Annotated in this window: 25 protein-coding genes, 1 tRNA gene and 1 pseudogene; 10 read left to right on the top strand and 17 right to left on the bottom strand. The window is 61.0% G+C overall.

The genetic code is table 11. The annotated features are described in order from the left end of the window. Positions 1 to 153: 153 nt before the first annotated feature. Positions 154 to 459, top strand: coding sequence for a hypothetical protein (locus tag BLT09_RS27315; RefSeq protein WP_023803842.1), 306 nt, complete (start codon positions 154 to 156; stop codon positions 457 to 459). A gap of 53 nt (positions 460 to 512) precedes the next feature. Here the strand turns inward: BLT09_RS27315 and BLT09_RS27310 are convergent, their stop codons facing one another. Together BLT09_RS27310 and BLT09_RS27305 are read right to left on the bottom strand one after the other, a co-directional pair. Then, on the bottom strand, positions 513 to 947 hold the full coding sequence (locus BLT09_RS27310; protein ID WP_091599003.1) for a DoxX family protein: 435 nt from the start codon (positions 945 to 947) through the stop codon (positions 513 to 515). A 227-nt stretch (positions 948 to 1,174) separates the two neighbouring features. Continuing rightward, positions 1,175 to 1,927, bottom strand: coding sequence for a tryptophan 2,3-dioxygenase family protein (locus BLT09_RS27305; RefSeq protein ID WP_091599000.1), 753 nt, complete (start codon positions 1,925 to 1,927; stop codon positions 1,175 to 1,177). 154 nt (positions 1,928 to 2,081) lie between these two features. On the opposite strand from BLT09_RS27305, the gene BLT09_RS27300 reads away from it, so the two are divergent. Continuing rightward, on the top strand, positions 2,082 to 2,555 hold the full coding sequence (locus BLT09_RS27300) for an Lrp/AsnC family transcriptional regulator (protein WP_031257046.1): 474 nt from the start codon (positions 2,082 to 2,084) through the stop codon (positions 2,553 to 2,555). Between the two features lie 339 nt (positions 2,556 to 2,894). Here BLT09_RS27300 and BLT09_RS27295 read toward each other — a convergent pair whose 3' ends face one another. After that, a complete protein-coding gene (locus BLT09_RS27295; protein WP_091598997.1) occupies positions 2,895 to 3,281 on the bottom strand; it encodes an ester cyclase in 387 nt (128 codons plus the stop codon). Between the two features lie 190 nt (positions 3,282 to 3,471). Between BLT09_RS27295 and BLT09_RS27290 the strand changes: the two genes are divergently transcribed. From BLT09_RS27290 to BLT09_RS27280, 3 genes are all read left to right on the top strand, one after another. Then, positions 3,472 to 3,545, top strand: a tRNA-Gln gene (locus BLT09_RS27290). A 156-nt stretch (positions 3,546 to 3,701) separates the two neighbouring features. Further along, positions 3,702 to 3,884, top strand: coding sequence for a DUF3606 domain-containing protein (locus BLT09_RS27285; protein WP_027155385.1), 183 nt, complete (start codon positions 3,702 to 3,704; stop codon positions 3,882 to 3,884). Between the two features lie 164 nt (positions 3,885 to 4,048). Further along, complete coding sequence (locus tag BLT09_RS27280; RefSeq protein WP_027155386.1) at positions 4,049 to 4,378, top strand: GYD domain-containing protein; 330 nt, start codon at positions 4,049 to 4,051, stop codon at positions 4,376 to 4,378. Positions 4,379 to 4,442: 64 nt separating this feature from the next. Here BLT09_RS27280 and BLT09_RS27275 read toward each other — a convergent pair whose 3' ends face one another. The 3 genes from BLT09_RS27275 to BLT09_RS27265 form a co-directional block, all read right to left on the bottom strand. Then, the gene (locus BLT09_RS27275; protein ID WP_091599185.1) at positions 4,443 to 6,560 is read right to left on the bottom strand and encodes an EAL domain-containing protein; all 2,118 of its coding nucleotides are present in this window, start codon (positions 6,558 to 6,560) and stop codon (positions 4,443 to 4,445) included. 163 nt (positions 6,561 to 6,723) lie between these two features. Next, entirely contained in the window at positions 6,724 to 7,323 is a 600-nt protein-coding gene (locus BLT09_RS27270; protein WP_091598991.1) for a YdeI/OmpD-associated family protein, read from the bottom strand. 249 nt (positions 7,324 to 7,572) lie between these two features. Further along, on the bottom strand, positions 7,573 to 8,475 hold the full coding sequence (locus BLT09_RS27265; protein WP_091598989.1) for a S1C family serine protease: 903 nt from the start codon (positions 8,473 to 8,475) through the stop codon (positions 7,573 to 7,575). On the opposite strand from BLT09_RS27265, the gene BLT09_RS34490 reads away from it, so the two are divergent. After that, positions 8,363 to 8,659, top strand: a complete 297-nt coding sequence (locus BLT09_RS34490) for a hypothetical protein (RefSeq protein ID WP_167366548.1) — start codon at positions 8,363 to 8,365, stop codon at positions 8,657 to 8,659. The genes BLT09_RS27265 and BLT09_RS34490 overlap by 113 nt on opposite strands. A gap of 42 nt (positions 8,660 to 8,701) precedes the next feature. Continuing rightward, positions 8,702 to 9,568 (top strand): glutathione-dependent disulfide-bond oxidoreductase, encoded by an 867-nt coding sequence (gene yghU, locus BLT09_RS27255; protein ID WP_091598986.1) that lies wholly within the window; start codon positions 8,702 to 8,704, stop codon positions 9,566 to 9,568. Between the two features lie 182 nt (positions 9,569 to 9,750). On the opposite strand, the gene BLT09_RS27250 is transcribed toward yghU, so the two are convergent. The 5 genes from BLT09_RS27250 to BLT09_RS27230 form a co-directional block, all read right to left on the bottom strand. After that, positions 9,751 to 9,987 carry an exopolysaccharide production repressor protein gene (locus BLT09_RS27250; protein ID WP_236473395.1) on the bottom strand — a complete coding sequence of 79 codons (237 nt, stop codon included), beginning with the start codon at positions 9,985 to 9,987 and terminating at the stop codon, positions 9,751 to 9,753. A 293-nt stretch (positions 9,988 to 10,280) separates the two neighbouring features. Beyond that, entirely contained in the window at positions 10,281 to 10,553 is a 273-nt protein-coding gene (minE, locus tag BLT09_RS27245; RefSeq protein WP_023803855.1) for a cell division topological specificity factor MinE, read from the bottom strand. After that, on the bottom strand, positions 10,550 to 11,365 hold the full coding sequence (gene minD / locus BLT09_RS27240) for a septum site-determining protein MinD (RefSeq protein WP_023803856.1): 816 nt from the start codon (positions 11,363 to 11,365) through the stop codon (positions 10,550 to 10,552). Before minD ends, minE begins: the two co-directional genes overlap by 4 nt. 102 nt (positions 11,366 to 11,467) lie before the next feature. Next, complete coding sequence (gene minC, locus BLT09_RS27235) at positions 11,468 to 12,238, bottom strand: septum site-determining protein MinC (protein ID WP_091598979.1); 771 nt, start codon at positions 12,236 to 12,238, stop codon at positions 11,468 to 11,470. Positions 12,239 to 12,407: 169 nt separating this feature from the next. Continuing rightward, a complete protein-coding gene (locus BLT09_RS27230; protein WP_091598976.1) occupies positions 12,408 to 12,845 on the bottom strand; it encodes a hypothetical protein in 438 nt (145 codons plus the stop codon). A 278-nt stretch (positions 12,846 to 13,123) separates the two neighbouring features. Between BLT09_RS27230 and BLT09_RS27225 the strand changes: the two genes are divergently transcribed. Then, positions 13,124 to 13,837: an SOS response-associated peptidase gene (locus BLT09_RS27225; protein ID WP_091598973.1), complete on the top strand. Its 714-nt coding sequence runs from the start codon at positions 13,124 to 13,126 to the stop codon at positions 13,835 to 13,837. On the opposite strand, the gene BLT09_RS27220 is transcribed toward BLT09_RS27225, so the two are convergent. Then, positions 13,834 to 14,094 (bottom strand): hypothetical protein, encoded by a 261-nt coding sequence (locus tag BLT09_RS27220; protein WP_023803860.1) that lies wholly within the window; start codon positions 14,092 to 14,094, stop codon positions 13,834 to 13,836. The two genes, BLT09_RS27225 and BLT09_RS27220, sit on opposite strands and share 4 nt — an antisense overlap. Before the next feature lie 4 nt (positions 14,095 to 14,098). Continuing rightward, positions 14,099 to 14,359, bottom strand: coding sequence for a hypothetical protein (locus BLT09_RS27215; protein ID WP_091598970.1), 261 nt, complete (start codon positions 14,357 to 14,359; stop codon positions 14,099 to 14,101). A 135-nt stretch (positions 14,360 to 14,494) separates the two neighbouring features. Between BLT09_RS27215 and BLT09_RS34485 the strand changes: the two genes are divergently transcribed. Beyond that, complete coding sequence (locus BLT09_RS34485; protein ID WP_091598967.1) at positions 14,495 to 14,683, top strand: hypothetical protein; 189 nt, start codon at positions 14,495 to 14,497, stop codon at positions 14,681 to 14,683. Positions 14,684 to 15,213: 530 nt separating this feature from the next. Here BLT09_RS34485 and BLT09_RS27200 read toward each other — a convergent pair. The 4 genes and pseudogenes from BLT09_RS27200 to BLT09_RS27185 form a co-directional block, all read right to left on the bottom strand. After that, positions 15,214 to 16,779 (bottom strand): adenylate/guanylate cyclase domain-containing protein, encoded by a 1,566-nt coding sequence (locus BLT09_RS27200; protein ID WP_091598961.1) that lies wholly within the window; start codon positions 16,777 to 16,779, stop codon positions 15,214 to 15,216. A gap of 25 nt (positions 16,780 to 16,804) precedes the next feature. Continuing rightward, positions 16,805 to 17,176 (bottom strand): response regulator, encoded by a 372-nt coding sequence (locus BLT09_RS27195; protein WP_031255744.1) that lies wholly within the window; start codon positions 17,174 to 17,176, stop codon positions 16,805 to 16,807. Between the two features lie 49 nt (positions 17,177 to 17,225). After that, positions 17,226 to 19,957, bottom strand: a pseudogene (locus BLT09_RS27190) (hybrid sensor histidine kinase/response regulator). Continuing rightward, entirely contained in the window at positions 19,954 to 20,712 is a 759-nt protein-coding gene (locus BLT09_RS27185; protein WP_091598958.1) for a Tll0287-like domain-containing protein, read from the bottom strand. The pseudogene BLT09_RS27190 and the gene BLT09_RS27185 overlap by 4 nt, the downstream one beginning before the upstream one ends. 1,233 nt (positions 20,713 to 21,945) lie before the next feature. Here BLT09_RS27185 and BLT09_RS27180 point away from each other — a divergent pair. Beyond that, positions 21,946 to 23,532, top strand: coding sequence for an adenylate/guanylate cyclase domain-containing protein (locus BLT09_RS27180; protein WP_091598955.1), 1,587 nt, complete (start codon positions 21,946 to 21,948; stop codon positions 23,530 to 23,532). Positions 23,533 to 23,804: the final 272 nt, after the last annotated feature.

Raw genomic sequence — 23,804 nt, 5'->3', positions numbered from 1 at the left:
ATCAGCACCATGACTATATTCCTAGCATTGCTGCCGTCACAAAGCAAGCGAAATCTCGCGGGCCGGCCTAAAATTCGGCCGCCCGCCGCGCTATGGTGCAGGGATCGGAACCGGTGTTCGCGCGTTTGCAATTTTGCCAATGGGAGCAAAGCCATGAATGTCGCCAATCTGCAACTCGAGGGCCTGCTGATGGCCGTCGCATCGATCAATCAGGTCCTTGTCCGCAAGGGCGTGCTGACGGTCGAGGAGATAGACATCGCCTTACGCAAGGCCGAAGCCAGCGAGACCAGCGAGGAGCGCTCCGAAGGCATGTCGGCGTCGAGCCGCGATGCCGTCAACTTCCCGATCCGGCTGCTGGAGCTGGCGAACCAGTGCCAGCCGGAGGCGGACATGCCGTCCTTCTCCAAACTGGCGCGCATGGTCGGCCAGATGAAGGAACCCTACAACGACCAGATGTGACGTCGCGATCGCCCCCGTCCGGTCGGACCGCCGCTTGCCAGCCGAGCTTACGATCACCTGGCCGATGCAGGCTTCCAGGTCAGCATACGGCCCGGCCCATGCACGGCGGCAAACAGCAGCCCGGCCAGGAAGGTAAAATGATCGACGAAAAAGCCGAACTCGGCCTGGTTTCCGGCCCAGTGCGACGGCCCGTGGAAGGCAAAGGCGAGGAACAGCACATAGGCGCCGGCGACAAGAGCGGCCTGCGAGAAGAAGGCGCCGGTCAGGAAGCACAGCACGAGGACGACTTCGAGCACGGCCGCGCACCAGGCCAGAAACAGCGGGAACGGAAATCCGGCGGCGGCGATGTAGCCCGCGGTGGCGCCCATGTCGATGAATTTGAAGGTCACCGCCATGAGGAAGACGGCTGCGAAGATCAGGCGGCCAGTCAGGATTGCCGCGGTCTGCCACGGCGGTTGAGCCGGTGATTGGGTGGTTTCCGATGACATGCCGTCCTCCAGGGTTGCGACCGATTTCGCCCCAAGGACGTTGCACCAGCCGCAAACCCGACATGCGGCGCTTCCCCTTCTCCCCTTGTGGGAGAAGGTGGCCGCGAAGCGGTCGGATGAGGGGTGCTCCAGCTTGGCATCGCCGCATTCCGTCCAACACCCCTCATCCGGCTCGGCGCTGCGCGCCGATCCACCTTCTCCCACAAGGGGAGAAGGGATCGCGGGCCTTACCCTGCCTTCGCCTCCGGGTGGCTGATCGGTGCCCGCACAGTCCCATACTGGCAGCTCCAGCGGTCGGTCATGTCGCAGCGTATGTCCCACAGCTCCGGGAAGAAGCGATGCAGGGCGCCGGCCTGCAGCAGTTCGACCGGCCGGCCCTTGAGCGATTTCGAGCCGAGCCCGATCGAGCGGTGGATGAGATAAAGATGATTGGCGCGGAATTTCTGGAACAGCTCGTCGAATTCGATCAGCGCCTCGGCGACGACATAGCTGTCGCCGTGGTCATAGCTGACATCGTAGACATCCTCGAGCGAGAGCCCGCGACCATCGAGATAGGACGCCTTGAACGCCCGCCACAGGTCCGGCGGCATGCGCAGCAAGAGCTTGAAGCCCGGCGATTCCTGGCCGCTGCCATTGCCGAGCTGCAGCCGAATCTCCTGGTATTCCTTGGGCGACATGGTTTCGAGCAGGTCGAGCTGCGCCGTCATCATCCGCATCAGCCGATGCACCCGCCCCATCAGCGTGACGATGCGATGGGTATTCTGCTGCTCGAGGAAGTCGACGACATCGACCAGCGTGTAGGCGATGAGCTTCATCCACAGCTCCTCGACCTGGTGGACGATCTGGAACTGCAGCTCGTCGGCATTGACCATCTCGGCCAGCGGCTTCTGGCAGGCGAGTAGCTTGTCGCAGCTGAGATAGACGCCATAGTCGCGCATCTCGGGCGCTTCGATACGGGCGTAATAGTCCGGCTTGTGCATGGTAGCTGCTCCTTTGCCCGGCCCTCAGGGCGTTTGTTCGGTCCGAGCCCGCAGTTTAGTCGCTTTTCACTTGAACATTGTTCCTTTGTGTTATCCAAATGCCAGAAAATGGAGGACGAATGTTCGTCCATCGCGAAGGTTTGGAGAACGTGTGATGCTGGATGCCGTCGACCGGAAGATCGTCGCGGCGCTGGAACGCGATGCGCGCACCTCCTTCGCAGTGCTCGCCGACGAGGTCGGCTTAAGCAAGACGCCGTGCTGGAAGCGGGTCAAGGCGCTGGAGGACGCCGGCATCATCCGCGGCTACTCGACGCGGGTCGACCCGGCCAAGCTCGGCTTCGGCATCGAAGCTTTCATCCAGGTGTCGATCGATTTCGAGCTCTCCGAAGCCTTCGAGGCCGCCGTCCAGGCGCATCCGCTGATCCGGCGCTGCCACGCCACGACAGGCGAGGCCGACTATCTCCTGCAGATCGTGACCGTCGACATGATGGCGCTGGACAGGATGCTGCGCGTCGAGCTGAGCCGCCTGCCCGGGGTGCGCCGCACGATCACCTCGATGGCGATGCGCGAGATCAAGGATGACATTTCTTTCGCCAATGCCGTGGGGCATGCGCAGCAGAATCGATAGCGGGCCGGCAACGGTCTTGCGCCGGTCTGGTCGCGTCGCACCGCTATTTTTCGCTTACGTTAGGGGTTTGGGCGCGGTATCCGCGGCTTAAGGCGTGTAGCCCAGCGCGGCCAGGGCCGACAGCCCTGCAGCCAGGCCAATTGCGATAACAATGCCAAAATGCCGTTCCAGGAATTTGCGCCCCTGCCAGTCGTATCGCATATCTGAAACTCCGCCGCGTAATCTGGGGCAGCGTTCAGGCGTCAAGGCCGGGTCCTTGACAGGCGGTGGGCAGGCAGCTGCCATTGTTCATACTGTGGTTCATATCGGAACGTGGAACAACGGCCGAGCATTCCTGCGCTAAAGCTGAGCTTCGATGGCAGCCTTGTCTATGACAGACCATACTTCTACAATCTTTTTGTCCCCAAATTCATAGATAACATTCTCGGCAAAGGAAACTCTCCTCCCATTTACAGGGAGGCCGAGGAAGCTTTCTTTCGGCGCGCAGTCGAACCCGAGCCGGCTCGCTATGTAGGGCGGATCGGAAATCAGCATCTGGACGTTGAAATAAAGGTCCGGAATTTCAGCAAAGTCTCTCTCCAGCATTTTGCGATAGCCTGATAGACCGAGCCGCCGGCCGTTGTGGATCACCTCATCATCAACGAACTGCCCCAGCTTCGGCCAGTCCTGCTTGTTCAGGCAGGCAATGTAGTCTCGGTAGACGTCGGAGAGGTCGGTTCTGGTCACGGCGATTGCTCCCGTCCCTGCAAGGCCCCGCCGAAAGGGCGTGTCTCATGCTCCCTGTTTATTTGAAAAGCTGCCCGGTGTCCTCCATCGGCGGGCAGAGGCTCTCGCGCGGCGCGCGTCAGACGCTCAAGCAGATCACGGCATGAAGCAGCTTCATGCGCGGATGAGAAAGTGCTAGACAGCGTCACTTTCCCGCTTCGTCTAATGGTAGGACAGCGCCCTTTGAAGGCGTGAATCGTGGTTCGAGCCCATGAGCGGGAACCAGCAGCTCCCCGGTCGGGCAACCGATCGGTCTTGGTCCGATCAGGCTACTGCAATGCGCCGACCACGCGAGATCGGCGTGCCTTCCTTTTCCAAACTGGCATGGATGGTCGGACCGACCAAGGAACCCTATAACCACCTGATATGATGGAGGACGACATGGCCGACGACAAATCCAGGAGCAAGCAGGACCGCAAACCGGCCGCCGGCGAGGAGCCTTACGACGTAGCGGCGTTTGCGAAAAAATACGGCATACCGCCGAGCGAGGCCGCGACCATCATCAAGCGGTACGGGCCTTCGAGAAAGAAGCTCGACGCGCATATGGCGAGCCGCAACGCCTGATCCGCATCGGCGGCGGCTGCAGGATAGGTGTTGCGATTATATTAGCCTGAGCGCATATTTTGTCAGCCGGTGAACCAACCAAGCCGGTCAGGCTCGGCGCCAGCCCCTCCCTCGATCCCCTCGACGCCGAGCCGCTGGGGGATCGGTGGCCCTGGAGGCGAACCATGCCCATGTATCTCTCACGATTCAGCTATACGCCCGAGACCTGGGCGCGCCTGATCGAAAACCCCGAGGATAGACGCGAGGCAGCCCGCACCTACATCGAATCGGTGGGCGGAAAGCTGCACGGGTTCTGGTACGGCTTCGGAGAGCACGATGGCTGGAACCTCTGGGAGGCGCCCGACAACGTTTCAATGGCATCTGTCATGCTTGCCATTGGTGCGGGAGGAGCGCTCAGCTCGTACGAGACCACCGTTCTCCTGAGCGTCGAAGAGACGATGCAAGCGCTTGGCAAGGCAAAGTCGGTCCGCTATCGCCCGCCAGGAAAGTCCTGACCAGTCGCGCATCGCCGGACCGGTTTTGCGGACTTTTCGCCCGGCCAGCCCGGAGAGATCCGGGCTAGGCTCGCCGTCCGGCTGGTGCCGGCGCGCTCGCCCGTGTCTTGCTCGCCCGGGTCGCGCACGCCCGCGCCACGATCGCTTGCAGCGGTTCCGGCCGGTGCAGCAGAAATCCCTGGCCGAAGGCAATGCCCATATCCGCGAGGATGTCGAGCGCATCCTGCGCTTCGATCTTCTCCGCCACCACGGAGCAGCCGAGGCTCCTGGCGATGCCCGATATCGCCGAGACGATCTCGCGGTCGAAGCGGCTATCGGCAATATGCTCGATGAACGAGCCGTCGATCTTGATCGTGTCGACGGGAAAGCGCCGGAGATATTCGAACGAGCTCATGCCCGCCCCGAAATCGTCGAGGCTGACGCGGCAGCGCCGCTCGCGCGCCTTGCCGACGAACTGCTCGGCAGCTGCGAAATTGGTGACCGCGGCGGTTTCGGTAATCTCGAAGCCGATGCCGGAATGCGGCGCCCCGGTCTCGGCGATGATGGCGTCGACGAAATCCCAAAGCTGCGGGTCGCTCAGCGTCTGCGCCGACAGGTTGAAGCCGAGCGTGAGCGCCCCTGACTTCAGCGCCGGACCATGAAGCGACAGCGCCGTCCTGATAATCCAGCGGTCGAGCCGCGAGGCGACGCCGAACCGCTCCGCCGCCGGGATGAACTCGCCCGGCGGGATCAGCCGCCCGTTGCGCCCGGCGAGCCGCGCCAGGACCTCGACATGGCGGCTTTCTTGCCAGGGTTTTCCGAGCTGGTGGATTTCCTGGCCGAACAGTTTCAGCCTGCCGTCCGCCATGGCGTCGACGGTGTCGGCCGCCAGCCGCGCCGCATTGAGGCCGCTGGAACCGGATGTCGTCTCGGGCGAGAACACCGCGAAGCGATTGCGCCCGGCGGCCTTGGCCGCATAGCAGGCGTCGTCGGCGCAGGCGAGCGCGTCGGCCACTGCGGTATTCGCATCGGCGACAAAGGCGATGCCGATGCTGGCCGCGAGCTTGCGCGACGCCGCCGTCGAGCCGAGGTCGGCATCGCGAACCGCCGCGAGTACGGCGCCGGCGAGACGCTCGGCTTGCGCTGCGTCGCAATCAGGCACCAGCAGCGCGAACTCGTCGCCGCCGAGGCGCGCGGCGTGCACCGACGGCGGCAGACAGCCCAGAATGCGCTCGGCGACGCTCTTCAGGGCAAGGTCGCCGGCGGCGTGGCCGGCGAAGTCGTTCAGTGCCTTGAAGTAATCGAGATCGACGTAGAACACCGCGAGCCGGCGCGCCGTTGCGATGTGCTCGGCCAGCAGCCGGTCGAAAGCGGCGCGGTTCAGAAGGCCGGTCAGCGCGTCATGGCGGGCCGCATGGGCAAGTTCCTGCTCGCGTTGCTTCGCCTCGGTGATGTCGCGCACCGTGCCCAGGATCTGGCCCGACGACTGGGCGTCGGCGAACCGTATCAGCGATTCGAGATGTCGGATTTCGCCGTCCCGCTTGATGATGCGGTATTGCACGGCGACGACCTTTTGGGTTTGCAGCGGCGCCAAATGGGCCCGCTCGGCGTCGGCCCGGTCGTCCGGATGCAGATAGCTGTGCCAGAGGTCTTGCGACACTTCGTCGGTGTCGGCGACAAGCCCGTAGATCTCCCGCGTGCGCTGGTCCCAGTAGCTTTTGCGTGCACCGATATCGTGATGCCAGATGCCGGTGCCGCTGGCCGCCAATGCCAGGCGAAAGCGGACGTTGACCTGTTCAAGCTCTGCTTCCGCCTGCTTCTGCTTGGTGATGTCGGTCTGGACGCCCATCAGTCTGACCGGCCGGCCTTCGGCGTCGCGTTCGACCACTCCGCCGCGATCGAGAACCCATACCCAGTGACCGGATTTGTGCTTCAGCCTGAGCTCGGTCTCGATCGAATCGGTCAGGCCGGCAATGTGGCGTTCGCCGCTGGCCACCGCTCGCTCGCGATCGTCGGGATGCGTCAGCTGCAACCAGAGATCGCTTGTCTCGGCAAGCTCACCCTCGCCATAGCCGAGCATCTGCAACCACATCGCCGAGTAGAAACAGTCGCCGCTCCTGAGATCCCAATCCCAGACGCCAAGATGCGCGCGTTCGAGCGCCAGCTCCCAGAACTCTCCGTCGCGATTTTTCTTTTCGGCCATGCTCTGGACTTCGCCTGCCTCGTCGCGGCCATTGTGCGGCAAAAGCAAAGAAGAATCCGTTACTGCGCAGCGGCTGGGGTGGACGGCCAATTTCTCTCACCCTGACACCCACGAGGCGGGAACTTTGCCGCAATGGCAGCCACAGCCGCGACGGCGCCAGCCCTCACCTCTTCCCTTGCGGGTAGATCGTCTCACCGCACGTCAGCATCTCGACGAAGGCGGCGATCCTCTTCTTGCGGCCAGACTCGGTCTTCATGTTGTGGATGCGAAAGGCGAGCGCGAAGCGGTTCTGCGCGCTGAGCCCTGCCAGCATCGCCTTGGCCTTGGGCTCGGCGTCTATTGCGGCCTGCAGATCCGCGGGGATTTTCATGTCCTTGCCGCTTGCATAGGCACGCGCCCAGCGGCCGTCGGTCTTCGCCGCCTCGACCTGTTTGAGCCCATGCTCGGTCATCCGGCCCGCCTCGATCAGCCGGGCGACGTTGTCGACGTTGATCTGGCTCCAGATGCTCTTCCTGCCGCGCGGTGTGTAGCGCTGCAAATAGCTCTTGTCGTCGAGCCCCTTGCGCACGGCATCGATCCAGCCCCAGCACAGCACGACGTCGATGGCCTCCTTGGGCGTGATCGAAGGCAGTCCCGAACCGACCTTGTGGATCTTGATCCAGATTTCTGTCTCGGTGTCGTGATGCTTGCCGAGCCAGGTGTGGAAGCTCTCGGCATCGCTGAATTCGCGGACCTTGGCGGGGTCGACCTCGACCGGCGCCATTAGCGGGTCTCGCTTTTTGCGGTCATCATCGTTCCTCCTTGTCTCTGTGCAGCTCCGATCGAATGGAGCAACAGCAACCTCGTTGCAAGGCCGGCGGGACAGCAAAACTGCCAATCTCCCCCCTTGAGGGGGAGATGTCCGGCAGGACAGAGGGGGGTGCTTCGCGCCGCCCATGGCGGCCCTTCGCATCGTGATGCCTTTCCTTCTCCCCTTCTTGTGGGAGAAGTGGATCGGCGCCCAGCGTCAGCCTCACTGCAGCTGCGGTTTCTTGAGAAAGCTGTTGCGGTCGGCCGACTTGACGCGCAGCCAGGTTTCGCGGCCGTCGCGCACAACACGCAACGGGATCTCGGCGCCCGCCGGGTTCTGCCACAACTTGCGGTAGAAATCGGCGAGCCCGTCGACTTCGCCGTCGCGCACATCCGAGATGATGTCGCCCTGGCGCAGGCCGGCTTCGGCGGCCGGGCTGCCTTCGGCGACGCTCATCACCACGACCTCGCCATTGCTTTCGGCGGAGAAGGCGCCGAGCCATGGGCGCGGTGGCTTGGCGACCTGGCCGCGTGTCAGCAGATCGTCGAGGATGGGCGGCAGCAGGTCGATCGGCACCACCATGTTGATATCGGCGATCTCGCCGGCGCGGCTCATCTGCAGGCGCAGAGAACCGATGCCGAGCAGCCTGCCGTCCTGCCCGATGAGGGCCGCACCTCCCCATGACGGATGAGCCGGCGCGGTGAAGATCGCCTCGTCCAGCAGATATTCCCAATAGCCGGCGAATTCCTGCTTGGTGACGATGTACGCGCTGACCGCCTGGCCGATGCCGTCGGCGAGCACCACCGGGTCGCCGGCCATCGCCCTGGCCGCGTCGCCGAAAGCCACTGCGGGCAGGGAGAGCGGGGCCAGCGCCTGCACCAGGCCGAAGCCCGTTTCCTGGTCGTAGGCGAGCGCGTGCGCGGGAATCACGCGCCCGCTGTGGTCGGTTAGCCAGACCTCTTCCGCCTCGGTGATCAGATAGCCGATGGTGAGCACCAGGCCGTTGTCGCGAATGACCACGCCGCTGCCTTCCCGGCTGGTGCCCAGCGCATTCGCGGTGAAGGCATCATCCGGGATCGAAGCCCGCACCGTCACGATGGACCGCAAAATCGTATCGATGGTCATGCTCTCAATCCTGGCCATATTCACGACGACCGTTCAGAGGGCCGGCATCTTCTATAGCTATGGCGCATGTGACGAGGCGCAAGGGCCGGATGCAATCGCGCAGGCTTGCGCTGCCGACATCGACAATAGTTCAACACAAGTTGAACTTCCGTCAGCCCGCACTACCTGTATCTATGCAAGCTGATCCTCCCCAAGACCCTCTCCGCTCACATCAAAGGCCTCCGAAATGAACCAATACACACCGCCGAAAGTATGGACCTGGAACAAGGAGAATGGCGGCGCCTTCGCCAGCATCAACCGGCCGATCGCCGGCCCGACGCATGACAAGCAGCTGCCGGTCGGCAAGCATCCGCTGCAGCTTTACTCGCAGGCGACACCAAACGGCGTGAAGGTGACGATCATGCTGGAGGAACTGTTGGCGCGCGGCCACAAAGGCGCCGAATATGACGCCTGGCTGATCAGGATCAACGACGGCGACCAGTTCGGCAGCGGCTTCGTCGAGGTCAATCCCAACTCCAAGATCCCGGCGCTGATGGACCGCAGCGGGCCAAAGCCGATCCGCGTCTTCGAATCCGGCTCGATCCTGCTGCATCTGGCCGAGAAATTCGGCGAGTTCCTGCCGATCGGGCAGCCGGCGCGCGCAGAAACCCTGTCGTGGCTGTTCTGGCAGATGGGCTCGGCGCCCTATCTCGGCGGCGGCTTCGGCCATTTCTACGCCTACGCACCGGAAAAATTCGAATATGCCATCGACCGCTTCGCCATGGAGGTGAAGCGCCAGATGGACGTGCTCGACCGGCGCCTGGCGGTAAGCGAATATCTCGGCGGCGACGCCTACACGATTGCCGACATCGCCGTGTGGCCCTGGTATGGCGGGCTGGCCAAGGGCCGCATTTACAACGACGCCGGCGCGTTCCTGTCGGTGCAGGAATACAAGCACGTGCAGCGCTGGGCCGACGCGATCGACGCGCGGCCGGCGGTGCAGCGCGGCCGCATGGTCAACCGCGCCTTCGGCGAGCCGGCGATGCAATTGCACGAGCGCCACGACGCCAGCGACTTCGACACCAGGACGCAGGACAAGCTGGCCGCGGAGTGAGCAGAGCGACGGAGCTGGAGCGGATGACGCGCTGCGCAGTATCGGGCATATGCACCCGGAGATATATACTGGTTGACTAAAGTAACGGAACGTCCAAGGCACATTCCCAGAACCGAACATGTCCGCTTTCAAGCGGTTTAGACCATACTGTCTATCTGATGAACATCATGGTCTAGGCATGTTTATATTTGTGGAGGCCGACCTGAATCTCGAAACCGCATGCAGTCTCGACGGTCCAGTACTCGCGGGTCGCGGTCACTGTGTGTCTTTCGTTCGGCCCTATAGATCAGCCGGACGACGGACAAAAAATATCCAAGCTGCAGAACGATCAAGGTGAGGACCGTCCAGCCGAGCGCCTTCCAGATTGAACCCGTTGCCAAATAAATCGAGAGCGCCACGACGAATGCCGCGGCGGTCATCGCCACCAGGAACTGTGGAAATTTCATCGCTTTTCAAGGCCGCCCCGGAGCTTTTAACAGCCGCGACGACCACCCTTGCCCATTTACCCCGGACCAACGTTTTCACCCTTTTGTTGGTTGCGCAAGTGGCAAATGGATGGGAAATATTTAACGCAACCTATGGTTGATATAAAATAAGAAGATGTCGGCGGGACAGTACCCCCCTCTGTCCTGCCGGCCATTGGGGGAGATGGCCGGTAGGCCCAGAGGGGGCGCTGTCCCGCCGGCGTCAAAAACCACTACAGGCGCAACGCTCAGGCCGACATGGCCAGCGGCCTTGCGCTCTTGTTGGGGATCTGAATGTCGATCTCCAGCGTCGACATCGTCTCGCCGCGATCCATCGAGACCTGCAGATAATCCTGGTCGATCTGCACGTGCCTGGCGATGACGGCCATGATCTCCTCGCGCAGCACCGAGACGAGATCGGGCTGGCTGCGGTTGCGGCGCTCATAGGCGAGCAGCACCTGCAGCCGCTCGCGCGCCACCGGCGCGCTGCCGCGCCGCTTGAAGAGGTCTAACAGGCTCATGCTGCCCTCCTTCCAAAAAGCCGATCGAGAAAGCCCTTGCGCTCGAACGGCACGACGACCGGCAGGTCCTCGCCCTCGAGCCGTTTGGCCGCCTCGATATAGGCGCGGGCGGCGGAGTTGGTGGGATCGCTGAGTGTCACCGGCGACCCGAGATTGGAGGCCTTGAGCACGTCCTGGCTCTCGGGAATGATGCCCAACAGCGGCGTCGACAGGATTTCCAGCACATCGTCGATCGAGAGCATTTCGCCGCGCGCCGCGCGCGCTGCATCGTAGCGCGTCACCAGCACATGCTTGGCGATCTGCTCGCCCCGCTCGGCCTTCACGGTCCTGGCGTCGAGCAGGCCGATGATGCGATCGGAATCGCGCACCGAACTGACTTCCGGGTTGGTGACGATGACCGCCTCGTCGGCAAAGCGCATGGCAAGCTGCGCGCCGCGCTCGATGCCGGCCGGGCTGTCGCAGAAGACGTAGTCGAACACCGAGCTCAGCTTTTCGATCACCTCGCCGACGCCCTCCTCGGTCAGCGCATCCTTGTCGCGCGTCTGCGAGGCCGGCAGCAGGAACAGCGTCTCGACCCGCTTGTCGCGGATTAGCGCCTGCGACAGCTTGGCCGTTCCCTGGATGACATTGACCAGGTCGAACACCACCCGCCGCTCGGCGCCCATGATCAGGTCGAGATTCCTCAAACCCACGTCGAAGTCGACCAGCGCCACCCTCTTGCCGGTTCTCGCGACGGCGGCGCCAAGGGCGGCCGTCGAGGTCGTCTTGCCGACGCCCCCCTTGCCCGAGGTGACCACCACAACTTTGCCCATCTATGCCTCCTTATTGTTGTTGGTATTGTTAAGCGTTTGAATTATGCGATGCGCTTAAGTCTTTGTTTCTATTTCAAAACCGCTGCGTACTTTCGGGTAACTTCATTGGCTGAACGGCGCGATGCGCAGCGTGTCTTTCTCCAGAAAGGCCTGCACCGCTTTTCCGCGCAAGGCCGGCTCCATCTCCTCGGCGGTGCAATACCAGCCATCGACCGACAGCAGTTCGGCCTCGTTTTTGCGGCAGAAGATGCGCGCCGCCGAATGGCCGAGCACACCGGCCGACGCCCGCCCGCGCAGCGTGCCGTAGACATGGATCGAGCCGGCGGCGACGATCTCGGAACCGGAGGCAACGGAGCCCAGCACGATGACATCGCCATGCGCGTGGAAGATCGACTGGCCCGAGCGGATCGGCGTCTTGACCATCAGCGTGGCCGGCGCTTCCGGCACCCTGTCTTCTGACCGCTTGCCCGGTTCCGCCCTGCCTTCTTCCGCCCTGCCCGTCTCTTCCGGCCTGCCGGCAGCCTTTTGGTCGGCCTGCATGAGCAGCCCGGCTGTGGCTTCCTTGGCGCCGATCAGCACAGGCGGCAGACTGGGCTCAAGCACCGTGTTGCCGTCGAGCTCGATGGCATAGATGCGGATGCCGCGCAGGCCAAGCTCGGCAACCAGCGCTTCGATCTGGCTGACCGCGGGCTTCAGCGTGTTGAGGTTGAGCACCACCGGGCGGCCGGCAAAATAGCCGGGAGAATTGCCGATCCAGCGGTCGAGACTTTCCAGCCACTCCGAAAGCGGCGTCTCCGGGGTGAGCGTGAAGGCGACGAAGGAGCGGGCGCGAAAGCGAATGGATTTGGTCTCGACGGGGGCGGCGAAGGTCACGGACAGCGATTCCTTACTGATAGGTAAACGCTAGCCAGCCATGGTTAACGAAAGGTTAACGGAAGGGGAGTTTGCGGCATCCGAAAAGCTGTTACTGACAGGCCCGGCGTGTCAGCAAACCGGCGGACAGCGCTGGAAATCGCCAGCCCTTTCCTCGACACCTTGCTGGCTAAGTGCCCTTCGCTGCGTCCTCGATCAGTTCCGCCAGCAAGCTAGAGAACCGCTCGTCAGCCTTATCCCCGATGTTTCCCACTTCTCTCGCCACCATCCCCGGCGAAGAGACCGACACTTGTCCACTCAGCTGAACGTTGACCGTGAACGTCCTTCCGACCACCTCCTTTTCCGTTCCCCGCTTCCTGGAGATTCTGAACCGAATAGATGGTGTTGATGCTTTGGCTTGGCGGCGTGGCGCGGTGTCCATCTCGACGGCCACCTCGCCTGCTACGTCAGCCCTGGCCGTTTCCAGCGACGCAACCACGACGTCGTTTAGCCAGGCCCTTGCTTGCGCGCCGAAGTCCACCCCTTCGGCCTTCTCATTGCCGACCTTTTCCTCGTGCTCACGGCGAGCTTCCTTGCCGCGGTCAAGGGCATCTTTGAACTTGGACATCGTGGTTTGCCTCCGATTGTGAGCGCATGAGACCAGCTGTCACATCGCCATGCTCCTCCTAATGGGTAGAACGCGCGCGAGCGGTGTGCGTTGCGTAAGCGGAGCCCGCGGTTCGCCGCGCTGCGCGCGGCGGTATCCTTCTGCCGCGGTCGATCGCCGGGATGGCGGCGGTGATCGCGGCGCTGTGGGCTGGGGTAGCGTGTCAGCAGCCGAGCGGACAAGCGCTGGAAATTACCTGCCCTTTCCCACATGATGCCTGAACATCCCCGGGGCTCGACATGTGCAACCTCTACAACATCACCACCAGCCAGGAGGCGATCCGCCAGTGGACCCGCGCCCTAAGCGACAGTCTCGGCAATCTCGAGCCCTCCATCGACATCTACCCCAACCAGCCCGGCCCGGTGGTGCGCAACGCGCCTGACGGGACGCGCGAACTGGCCAACCTGCTGTGGGGCATGCCGACGCCGATCGAGCGCGTGAAGGGCAAGGCCGACTACGGCACCACCAACATCCGCAACCCGCAATATGGCCACTGGCAGCAATATCTCGGCGTCGAAAACCGCTGCGTGGTGCCGCTCACCAGTTTTGCCGAACCGAGCCCAACGCCGGGCGACAAGGATCCGGATACCGGTATCCAAAAAAACTACTGGTTCGCGCTGAACGAGGCGCGGCCGCTGTTCTTCTTCGCCGGGCTGTGGACACGCTGGCAAGGCGTGCGCAAGATCAAGGACGGCCCCGGCGAGTTCGAGCTCTACGGCTTTCTGACCACCAGGCCAAACGCCCTGATCGCGCCGATCCACGAGAAGGCGATGCCCGTGATCCTGACCACGCAGGAGGAAACCGAGACCTGGCTGAGCGCGCCGTGGTCGCAGGCCAGGCACCTGCAGCGCACGGCAGCGGACGACGCGCTGGTGATCGTCGACAAGCCGGCGACGCAGATAAAATTTCCGCCGCAGGCGCCACAGGCGCCGGTACAGGGTTCGCTGTTCTAAAGCTTGAATTTTTGCAGCACCCAGATGTAGCCTTTTGGCGGATGGTCCTGGTCGACGAACTGGGTCTTCACCGTCGTGTCCGTTCGGTTGCACCGCTTGCATCTGAATCGGATGGTCTCCAGCGGCTTGTTCCAGCCGACCACCTTGGCCACGTCGTTGGCCCGAAAACGCCCGACATGGTAGCAGTGGCCGCACTCGACGATCAGCAGCATGTTGGCCTTCGCGGCACGTCCAACGCTGTCCATCGGCCCGGCCATGGCCTCATTTCCGAGTCAAATAGCCCTCGGGAAGCGGAAGCAGGCCAAGATCCGGCATCCGGAAATCGGGCTCCTTTTCCGCTACGCTGGCCATCACCTCATGCAATTTCTCGACAAGCCCGCAAAGCTGCCAAAACAGCTCGCCATGCGCCTTCAGATGCAGTTGCGACGAAAGCACCGTCCTGCGCAGGCTGAGAGCGTCGCTGATGATCGCCTCGGCATGCCTCGCCGACAGCCTGTCGAACCGGCTTTTTCGTCTGCCCATCGCGGCTCTCCCCAGTTTGTGAGCAACCGCCCCACCTCTGCCAAATAGGAAGGCATTCCTCGCGGAGTCAATTCACACTTGACTTTTTTGTTCCCGTTTTGTTCAATTTGGACAGAAACGGTCGGAGGCATCGCCATGGACCACATCGTGACGCTGGACAGCCGCCAGGAAGCCGCCCTTCAGGTAGTTGCAGAAAAATTCATTGCACAGCACAAGGGCGACGCGGTGAAGGCACTCAAGGAAATGATCGTGCTGAACGGGCATCTGCAGGTGCGGCTTTGCCGCCGTGGAGGGATGGCGCCGGGCGACGCGGTAAGCGCTTAGAGATGACGGTAGCAGGACGCGTGTTCAATCGTGCCGTTCGAAGGTCGGCTTAGCGCCCATCTTGGTCATTCGAAGCAATTTCGCTGTTACTCGAAAGCGGACATCGGCAGCGCGAAGCTTTTGGTCCTGGTTGCGCCATAATCGGACTTGCGCGGCCATCGCTATGGAGGTCGCGTCTCGGACACGTTCCGGACGTATGGTGCCACGGCAGATCAGCACCCGTGTCGCGATAGCTCTGGCGTTATTCTCTACCATCACAGATGGATGAACTTCCGCTTGGAGATGCGGCGGAAGCACAGAAAGCCCGTCTCGACATAGGCCTCCAGGCTCGCCAGCAACCCATGACCTAAATTCGATATGGATGGGACGGGTGGGGTAGCCAAGTCCGCCGAGCCTAACCCAGTCATGCTGATGATGACACGGACGCTGGTTAATCTGCTCTTCGATTCGCGAATGCTATGGTAGTGATAGCCTCTCAACGCCGGTGCCGTAAGCTACTCGCTTACGCGTCGCTTTGAGGAAATCAGACATCAGTGTCGAACGAGATAGGTCTCCATCTTGCCGACGCCTCTCAGTTCCACAGTGCAGCGCGGTTCTAGCTCCCAAGAGGCGTGCAGAGCGCGTCTGGTTGCCTCCGAGATTTGCATGCGGTCGGCTACGCCCTGGGACTCGAGTCGGCTTGCGATGTTCACGGTTTCGCCCCAGACATCATAGACGAACCGATGTCGGCCGATCAGACCGGCGATCACCGGTCCAGTGTGTACGCCGATTCGGACACGAAAACTATCGCTGCCCGACGCCAAGAGCCTCAACGAGTCCAGCATGGATTTTCCCAGCGCCACGGTCCTGTCGGCGTGATCGGCCACCGGCTCCGGAAGACCACAAGCGGCCATATACGCGTCCCCTATAGTCTTGATCTTCTCCACGGAATGCTTCTCCGCCAGCGCGTCGAACATGCTGAACATCCGGTCGAGGCGCTTGATAAGGTCGGATGCCGGCAATTTCGCTGCGATAGGCGAGAAACCGACAATATCGGCAAAAAGGATGGTCACTTCCTCGAACCTATCCGCAATGATCTCCTCGCCCCCTTGCAGCCGCGCAACGATTTGACCGGGCAGGACGGCATGAAGAAGCGAGTCGGCCCGCCGCTTTTCCGCCTCGATCCGCTGAAGATACTGGTGCTCGCGGTCGCGCCAACGCTTCTTCTCCAGACTGGAGTTGATCCGGGCGCGCAGCAGGACCGGATTGAAAGGTTTAAGCAAGTAGTCGTCGGCTCCCGCCTCGATGCAGCGGACCACGGCGTCGACTTCGTTCAGCCCCGATATCATAATGACCGGGATATGCCGCCACCGGCGCTCAGCTTTCAATCGCGAGAGCACCTCGATGCCGTTCATGTCCGGCATCAGTATGTCCAACAGAACAAGGTCGAATTCATATTCCGCAAGGCGGGTCAGCGCGGACAGGCCTGACTCGGCAGTGACTACCTGATGACCGTCGTGCAGCAAGCGGCGCGAGAGAAGATCGCGGTTACTGCCGATGTCGTCGACGACAAGTATTCTACCGTTGCGTCCTGAGAATGCATCGCGCTCCGTCTTGCCCAGCGCCCTTTCGAGCCCTGCTGCATCGATCTCTGCCTGATCCGTCGTCCACAGCCCTTCGTTGTCGCTGGCGCGCGATAGGCCGGCAATTGCATCGACATGCGCCAACAGTTCGGCCGCAGCCGCGAGCATCACCCTGACATCTTCGTCCAATGCGTGTTCGTGCAATTCTTCGGCTTCTTCAAGGATCATTTCGGAGTAGCCGATAATCGCGTTGAGTGGTGTTCGCAAATCGTGGCGCAGTTTCGCCTCGATCTCGCGCCCTGCATGGTCCGGATAGTCGGCTTTGCCATGGATCAAGCTGTCGATGAGGCTGTTCAATTGCCGGGCAGCGGCGCCGACCCTCTCAAGATCTGGAGTGATGTGCACCAGACTGTGGTTCTGCACCTGTTCTAGCAGCAGTTCCTGAAATCCCGAGATTGCCCGTGCTGGTCCAGCAAGCGTCTGCGCCAGATGGGCGGCTATTGCGTGGCGTTGGAACTCATTCTTGGCAGTCATGTCTCCAATCCGCCGACTCGGCGGCTCACGGATTTGCGGCAAGCAATTGTTCGATTTTTTGGACGAGCCTCGGCAGGTCCACCGGCTTGCTGTCGTAGTCATCGCAGCCGGCCTCAAGCGCCAATTCCCGATCGCTGGTCATAGCATGTGCAGAAAGCGCGATTATAGGAATCCCGGAGGTGGCCGGATCAGCCTTGATCCGCCGTGTCGCCTCCCATCCGTCCATCACGGGCAGGCTCATATCCATAAGGATCAGATCCGGTCTTTCCGAAATGGTTAGTTCCACGCCGGATTGTCCGTTTTCTGCAATAAGCACTTCGAACCCACGCCGCGACAACCGCCGCGAGAGCATGTCGCGATTCATTTCGTTGTCTTCCACCAGAAGGATTCTCGTCATCTTCGGCCCCTTCTAACGATGGGTCAACGAACTGAGATGCCGGGCCAGCCTACTCGGCCGCGGAAATCTGGCGTTCGAGCGCCTTGACCAATTGAGACCTGCTGTTCGCGCCCTTGGTCACAACGGCAACCGCCCTATCGCGGAGCCATTCGAGCTCGTTCATCGACAGATCTTTCGAGGTAACTACGACCACCGGAATGTTCTGCAGTTCGGGCGTCTGCTGCATCTCACTCAATGTCTGAAATCCGTCCATTTCGGGCATCAGCAGATCAAGCACCACCAGGCGCGGCAACAACCGTTTCATCAGGCCAAGGCCGCGCACGCCGTCGCTTGCCTCGTGAACCCGCCAATCCTTCTTGATCAGGATACGCCGAAGGAAATCGCGGAGGCTTGGTCGTCATCAATTACAAGCACATCGCGGTTGCCACCGCCGCAAGCCTCAATTGTTTGAATCAGCTTCTCGGTGTCGATCGGCTTCGTCAGGTATTCAACCGCCCCGAGTGAGAGGCCGAGTTCGCGATCTGCAAGTATCGTCGCAAGGATCACAGGAATCTCGCAAAGCTCCCTATCGTTCTTCAGAGATCGCAGCACTGACCAGCCGTCCTGATGCGGCATGATGATGTCGAGAATGATCGCCGCGGGGCGATGCGCTCGAGCAGCGGCTATTCCTTCCTCGCCGCTTGCTGCTTCGAACGATGCCAGTCCCGCCTCCGCCAAGGCGCTGGCGATGACGGTTCGGGCGGCTGGTTCATCATCTATGATCAGAACCGCCTTGTCTCGTGGCGGCAACGGCACAGCTTCGGAGGGGTGTTGCTCGCTAGATTCTTTTTTGAACTCGGCTGGAATCTCCATTGTGAAGGTCGAGCCTTTTCCGAGTTCGCTCTCGACCTTTACAACGCCTCCGATCATTCGGCTAAAACTCCGGGTTATGCTGAGGCCAAGCCCCGTTCCGCCATAGTTGCGAGTGGTGGATGCGTCCGCCTGCGTAAAAGCGTCGAAGAGCCGTTCCTGCTGCTCCGACGTCATTCCGATCCCGGTGTCGGACACTTTGAATATCAGCCAATCGCCGTTTGGTCGCCTGTCGCGACGCACCGCGAGTGTTACTCGACCCCCTTCGGTAAACTTGGCGGCGTTGCTGAGCAGGTTAAACAGGTTCTGACGCAACTTCGTCTGGTCCGAATGCATTTTCCCGAGGTCGTCCTCGAGGTCCAGTACGAAACCGTTTCGGTTTTTCGCCATCAGAGGCGCGACTGTGGCCTGGACGTCGCGCATCAAATCGGCGACGTCGAACGTTTCCAAGAAAATTTCCATCTTGTTCGCCTCGATCTTCGACAAGTCGAGGATGTCGTTGATGAGCCCCAGGAGATGGCGACCAGCCGCGGCGATCTTCTTCAGTTCCGGAACGAATTCCACCATGTGCTGGTCGCTCGCATCTTCGATCAGCATCTCGCTGTAGCCAATAATCGCGTTCAGCGGCGTACGCAGTTCGTGGCTGACGGATGCGACGAAGCGGCTCTTGGCTTCATTCGTCGATTCAGCACGGCTCTTGGCGCGCTCGAGTTCGTCTTGTCTCAGTTTCAATTCCGTGATGTCGGTGTAAACGGCGACCGCGCCGCCGTCAGGCGTTTTTCGCCTGCTTACGCGAACCCATCTGTCGCCAAAGCGATCCTCGCCGACGAAGCCCGCCGGGTCCTTGTGGATGTGTAACCGCTGGGCAATCCACTCCTCTGGCGACGCGCCCGCAAGGTCGACTTGCCCGCCTGCCAGGCGTTGCTCCAAGATTTCTTGGAAGCTTTGCCCTGGAAGAGAAGCTCGCGCATGGTCAGGGAAGAATTCGCAAAATTTGCTGTTGGCCAGGATGACCCTGTCCTGCGGATCGAATAGGACAAATCCGTCAGAAATGGCCTCAAGCGCCGCTGCGATCGTCCGTCGTTGCTGCTCCGCCTCGTCTTCCAGTCGTTTCTTTTCAATCGCGCCCGCGCGAAAAAGTCGAAGCGTCCGCGACATTGCGCCGAGTTCGTCGCCTCCCTCAATCGGTATTTCAATATCGTAGCGTCCTTGCGTCAGTTCGCCGATGACCCGGTTCAGCCGCCGTAACGGGCCAATGATCGAGCGAAGGACAAGGATTGTAAGAAGCGACCCAATCAACAGCACGATGACCACCAGAATGGCAGCGGTAGTCGCGGTTTTCTGGGCTAGCCTTACAGCCTCGTTGCGAGCGGCTTCTGCCTCGGCGCTCACTTGCTCGACAAGTTTGTTAAGGGCGGCATCGACATTTGTGCTGTGGGTTCGCGCCTCGGCCAGGAGAGCGTTTCCAATGATGCGGTTATCCTGGGTATAGCTGTCCGCCGCCTCTAGTGCCCTTTTGACGTAGTCATCGATCTCGACACGGATTTCCCTCACTGCATCGGGGGATAATTTCGAAAGGCCGTCCAGTTGGTCCAGCAGTCGCTCACGCGCCTGCTCGGCATTCCGCTGGGAGTTCATTAGCAAGCTGACCGACAAATCGGTGAGCCAGTATCGCAATTCGCCAAAGGTCACGTGCGCCGCAGCCGCAGTCGCCGCGAGATCGAACAATGCCTTAGTGTCTGCGGTGCGGTCGGCACTGCGATAAAGCGCCTGCGTGAGAAGGATGGAAGATACGATGAGACTGATAAGGCCGGCCGCTGTCAGTGCAGCTACGCGGGCCGCGATCGGCAGACTGGCAAGGCGACGTCCCAGGGATTTCGACGGCACCGGTATGGCTTCCACCTCGTGGGGTGTCTGTTCCAGGACGCTCATTTGAACAAGACGATGCTGATTGCGCCCCCCAGATCGCCGGCTTTTCCGCCCTCCTTGGGATATCCAGTTATGTCGATCTCGCCCTTCGGCTCGCCGTGGCAGGAAAGACACGACTCCGTATAGTATTCGGGCAGGAGCATTCGAAATGCCGGGCGTCCCTCCACCTCGGTCACGTCCGTGTAGGCTTCGCCTTTTGCTCTCTTCGGATCTGAAAAGACGCTTACGATGACGCTGGCTTCCCAAGCGTCCGGAAGAGATTTGCGGTTGCGCACGAGTTGTTCGGGCGCAGTCACGCGCACCAGAGCTTCGTTGCCAACCTTGGCGGCGAATTTCTCATTCAACAGACGCGCGAAAACGGCCGGCACGAAGCCCTTGAACCCGATCCCAGAGCGGTTGATGTCATCTTGCTGCTCGTCCACCACCTCCCGCATAGCCCCAATCTGGGCCTCAAGCAGACGCCGGTCGCGTTTGGTCAATTCGCCGGAAAACGGGTCCTGGCCGGTGTTTTTTGAGTAAACGGCGATGGCCTCGCTCGCAAAACGCTCGCTGTCGAGGTGCTTGTCGCCAAGTGCGGGATCGTTGATTAGTGTCTGATAGTTGGAGACAACGCTTCGCCCCGCGCGAAGCAATTCCGCAAGGCGGATTCCCATCGCGACATCTTCAGTAACCGCTCCCATGGCAGCCGGCGCGAGGAACGCGCAACCGACAAGAGCAACGCCAATGCTTCTCCGCGTCAAGGTTGACAGGTCGAACATCTCCGTTCCCGTCGAAGGAAGCCAAACAAAAAGTATAGCACGACGCGGGCCGATAGCGTAGCGACAAACGCCCATGCGCAAGCGGTGAGAGAAGGAACGAAGCATCCGCCGCCCGCTCCGAAGCGGCCCTGGCCCGCAAACCCGTTTTTGCCGAACGTCTCTTGACCACCTGGGTAGAGCACCGGGAGGTTAGCGGTGGATTTGTCAAGCTTGCCGTTAAAATATAGCTTGCTAAAGCTAGAAAATTAGCTTTGAAATATATACTCGTTGTGTTCGAGCGCAACCTCACGCACCGTAAACTTAGCATAGCAATTGTTTGTAGAAGAAGATGATGGTTCTGGCCTTATGTTGTCGGCCGGCACAACCTATGCATGTCATCTTGATCGCTGATGAACCATCATCGCTGAAAGGAAACAGAACTATGTTACGAAAAACAATCAGCATTTCAACCCTCGCCGGCGCGGTTGCAGTCGCTGCCGCCGCGGTGCGCCCAGCCGGACGAGACCGATAAGTTCGGAATTGAGACGAGTCAGATGCGACGTAACCGGTCCTTCTCGCGGTGAATACCGCCAGTGCCGTTCCGTGCCGTGTGTTCGAGCAGATGATTAAGATGACTTCGATGTGGACAAGTTTTCATAATGGCACCATTGGCTACATTCGCGGATGGTTCCGCCTTCGCGCCGAGCGAAAAGCTATGTGGATGATAACGGACGGGTTGAGCCGGTCACCGGATGACATTCTTAACGACATTGGTATCTCACGCGACGAAATCACGTGCGCTTTGTCAAAGCCTCCCAATCCGAGTTCCGGGTCGGGGCGGAATGCGGCCGGCCCATGATTTGTCCAGCCCACAGTATCTGCCATGTCGCATGCCAAGGTCTCATTGTCCCCGCGGCGGCGAGTCGAACTGATCCCGAGTGATCACGGCGCTGGCCGATCGTTACCTGCTCGCAGATCGTGATTCAGTGGCTCGTCGCTCCACGACTGCGCAACAATGACAGCATTCTCCCCCTGTGCGGACGTTGAAGCGCGATGTCAGGAAGGTCGTTAACGGATCAGTTCACGTCGATGCATGGGGGGCGCCTGAATGTCCGCTTCTCACATTCCAGGCCTCGAAGCCGCAAGTCCGCTTCCGGCCCCATCGTGTTCTCACCGAGCCACTGGCGCTGGTAGCGAGCCGCGAATGAAGGTATAGTTCAGGTATTGGATTACGGGCGGGCGGTAACCTGGACAATGGCGGGATTGGGTGAACAGATTGCGCGTGAGCAACGCACCATGGGACCGCTCCTGGTTGCGGCAGTGGTCGTCGGCCTTATAGGTCTGCCCGTCGCAGCCTGGCTCGACCTCCGAGATCTGTCGGAACGCATGCTGCGCACGCAAGCCAGCGAAATCAGCCGGATCATCGACGACATGCGCGGATTCTACGGCAGCGACGTCGTGGGACGGGTCCTGAAAGCAGAAGGCGCCGTGACCGCGACGCACAATTACCGGGACGTGCCAGGTGCGATCCCTATCCCAGCAACCCTCTCAATCGAACTCGGCAAGCGCATCAGCGCTCACGACGGGTCCGTCAAATATCGCTTCGTCTCGGACCTACCTTTCAAAGGCCGCGAGCCCCACCAGCTAGACACATTCGAGCGCAACGCAATCTCTGCCTTTCGCGCCAATCCAAGTGAGCCCATCATCGAAGCCTCGGGTTCGCTGCTTGACCGACACGTTCGCGCGGCGGCTCCCGTAGTAATGGGACAGGTCTGCGTCAACTGCCATAACTCGCACCCGGACAGCCCCAAGACAGACTGGAAGGTGGGGGATGTCCGAGGTATCCAGGAGATATCGGTCGCCCAGCCGATCGGGGCGAACGTCCTCTCTTTCAAGTATCTGCTTCTGTATTTCGGCTTCGCAGCTGCGGCGGGTCTGACGTTCATTTTCCTGCAGCGTCGGCAGTCCGCCTTGGTTCACGGCATGAACACGGAACTCGCCGAGGCAAACGACTTTCTCGCCGCAATTTCATTGAAGATCGCCAAATATCTCTCGCCTCAAATTTATAAAAGCATCTTCAGCGGCCAAAAGGACGTGACTATCGCGACCGAGCGCAAGAAGCTCACAATCTTTTTCTCAGATATCAAAGATTTCACCGCGATCGCGGAACGGCTCCAGCCTGAGGACCTCACGGCACTCCTCAACGAGTACTTCACCGAGATGTCAATGATCGCGCTCAAGCACGAGGCTACGGTCGACAAGTTCATCGGCGACGCACTTCTTGTGTTCTTCGGAGACCCCGAGACAAAGGGTGTCGAGGAGGACGCGAGGGCCTGCTTACGCATGGCTGTCGACATGCAGCGCCGGCTAGAGCAGCTGAACAGGTTGTGGCGTGATCGAGGAATTGAGCAGCCGTTCCGAGCTCGCATGGGCATCAACACGGGCTATTGCAATGTCGGCAACTTTGGCTCCGATGATCGCATGGACTACACGATCATCGGGGCCGAAGCGAACCTAGCGGCCCGCCTGCAATCGATTGCCGAACCTGGCGGCATCTGCCTTAGCTATGAGACCTATGCGCTCGTGCGCGACCTTGTCCGAGCGCGTCCGTTGGCGCCGATCGCCATGAAGGGGATCAGTCGGGAGGTTGTCCCCTATGAAGTCGAGGGCCTCCTTGGTGAACTGGCACAGCGCCCTCAGGTCATCAGCGAGCACGCGACTGGCCTCGACCTGTTCGTCGATGTCGAAGCGATCGACGAGAACGGGGTCGAACGGGCAAAGAAACGTCTCTCGGAGGCGCTCCTGGCCTTAACCGCCCGAAGCAAGCCCGCTACTTTTTAGCAGGGTCCTTGAACGTCCGGTTTGCCCGACCTGAGCCGTTTCGGAAACGCACCCTCGACCCGAAGCAGACTCCCGTAGTGGAGGATGACCGCTTCGCGCCACATGTCGGCCGTTTGGGCTGGCTTCAACAGATCCTGAAAGCGGACACGCCAACGATAAAGCCAAGATGCAGGAGACGCTCTCGTTGCCTGCTGCGTGACCGGAAGCAGCGGCATGGCGTTGAAAGCGGCCGACTTCCCATCGGCGCGTTGCGGACGAGGGTAATGACGTTT

It is taken from the genome of Mesorhizobium muleiense (genome assembly GCF_900099905.1).
Taxonomy (GTDB): Bacteria; Pseudomonadota; Alphaproteobacteria; order Rhizobiales; family Rhizobiaceae; genus Mesorhizobium; species Mesorhizobium muleiense.
Note: the sequence above shows the minus strand (reverse complement) of the source record. Positions and strands in the feature narration are given on the sequence as shown.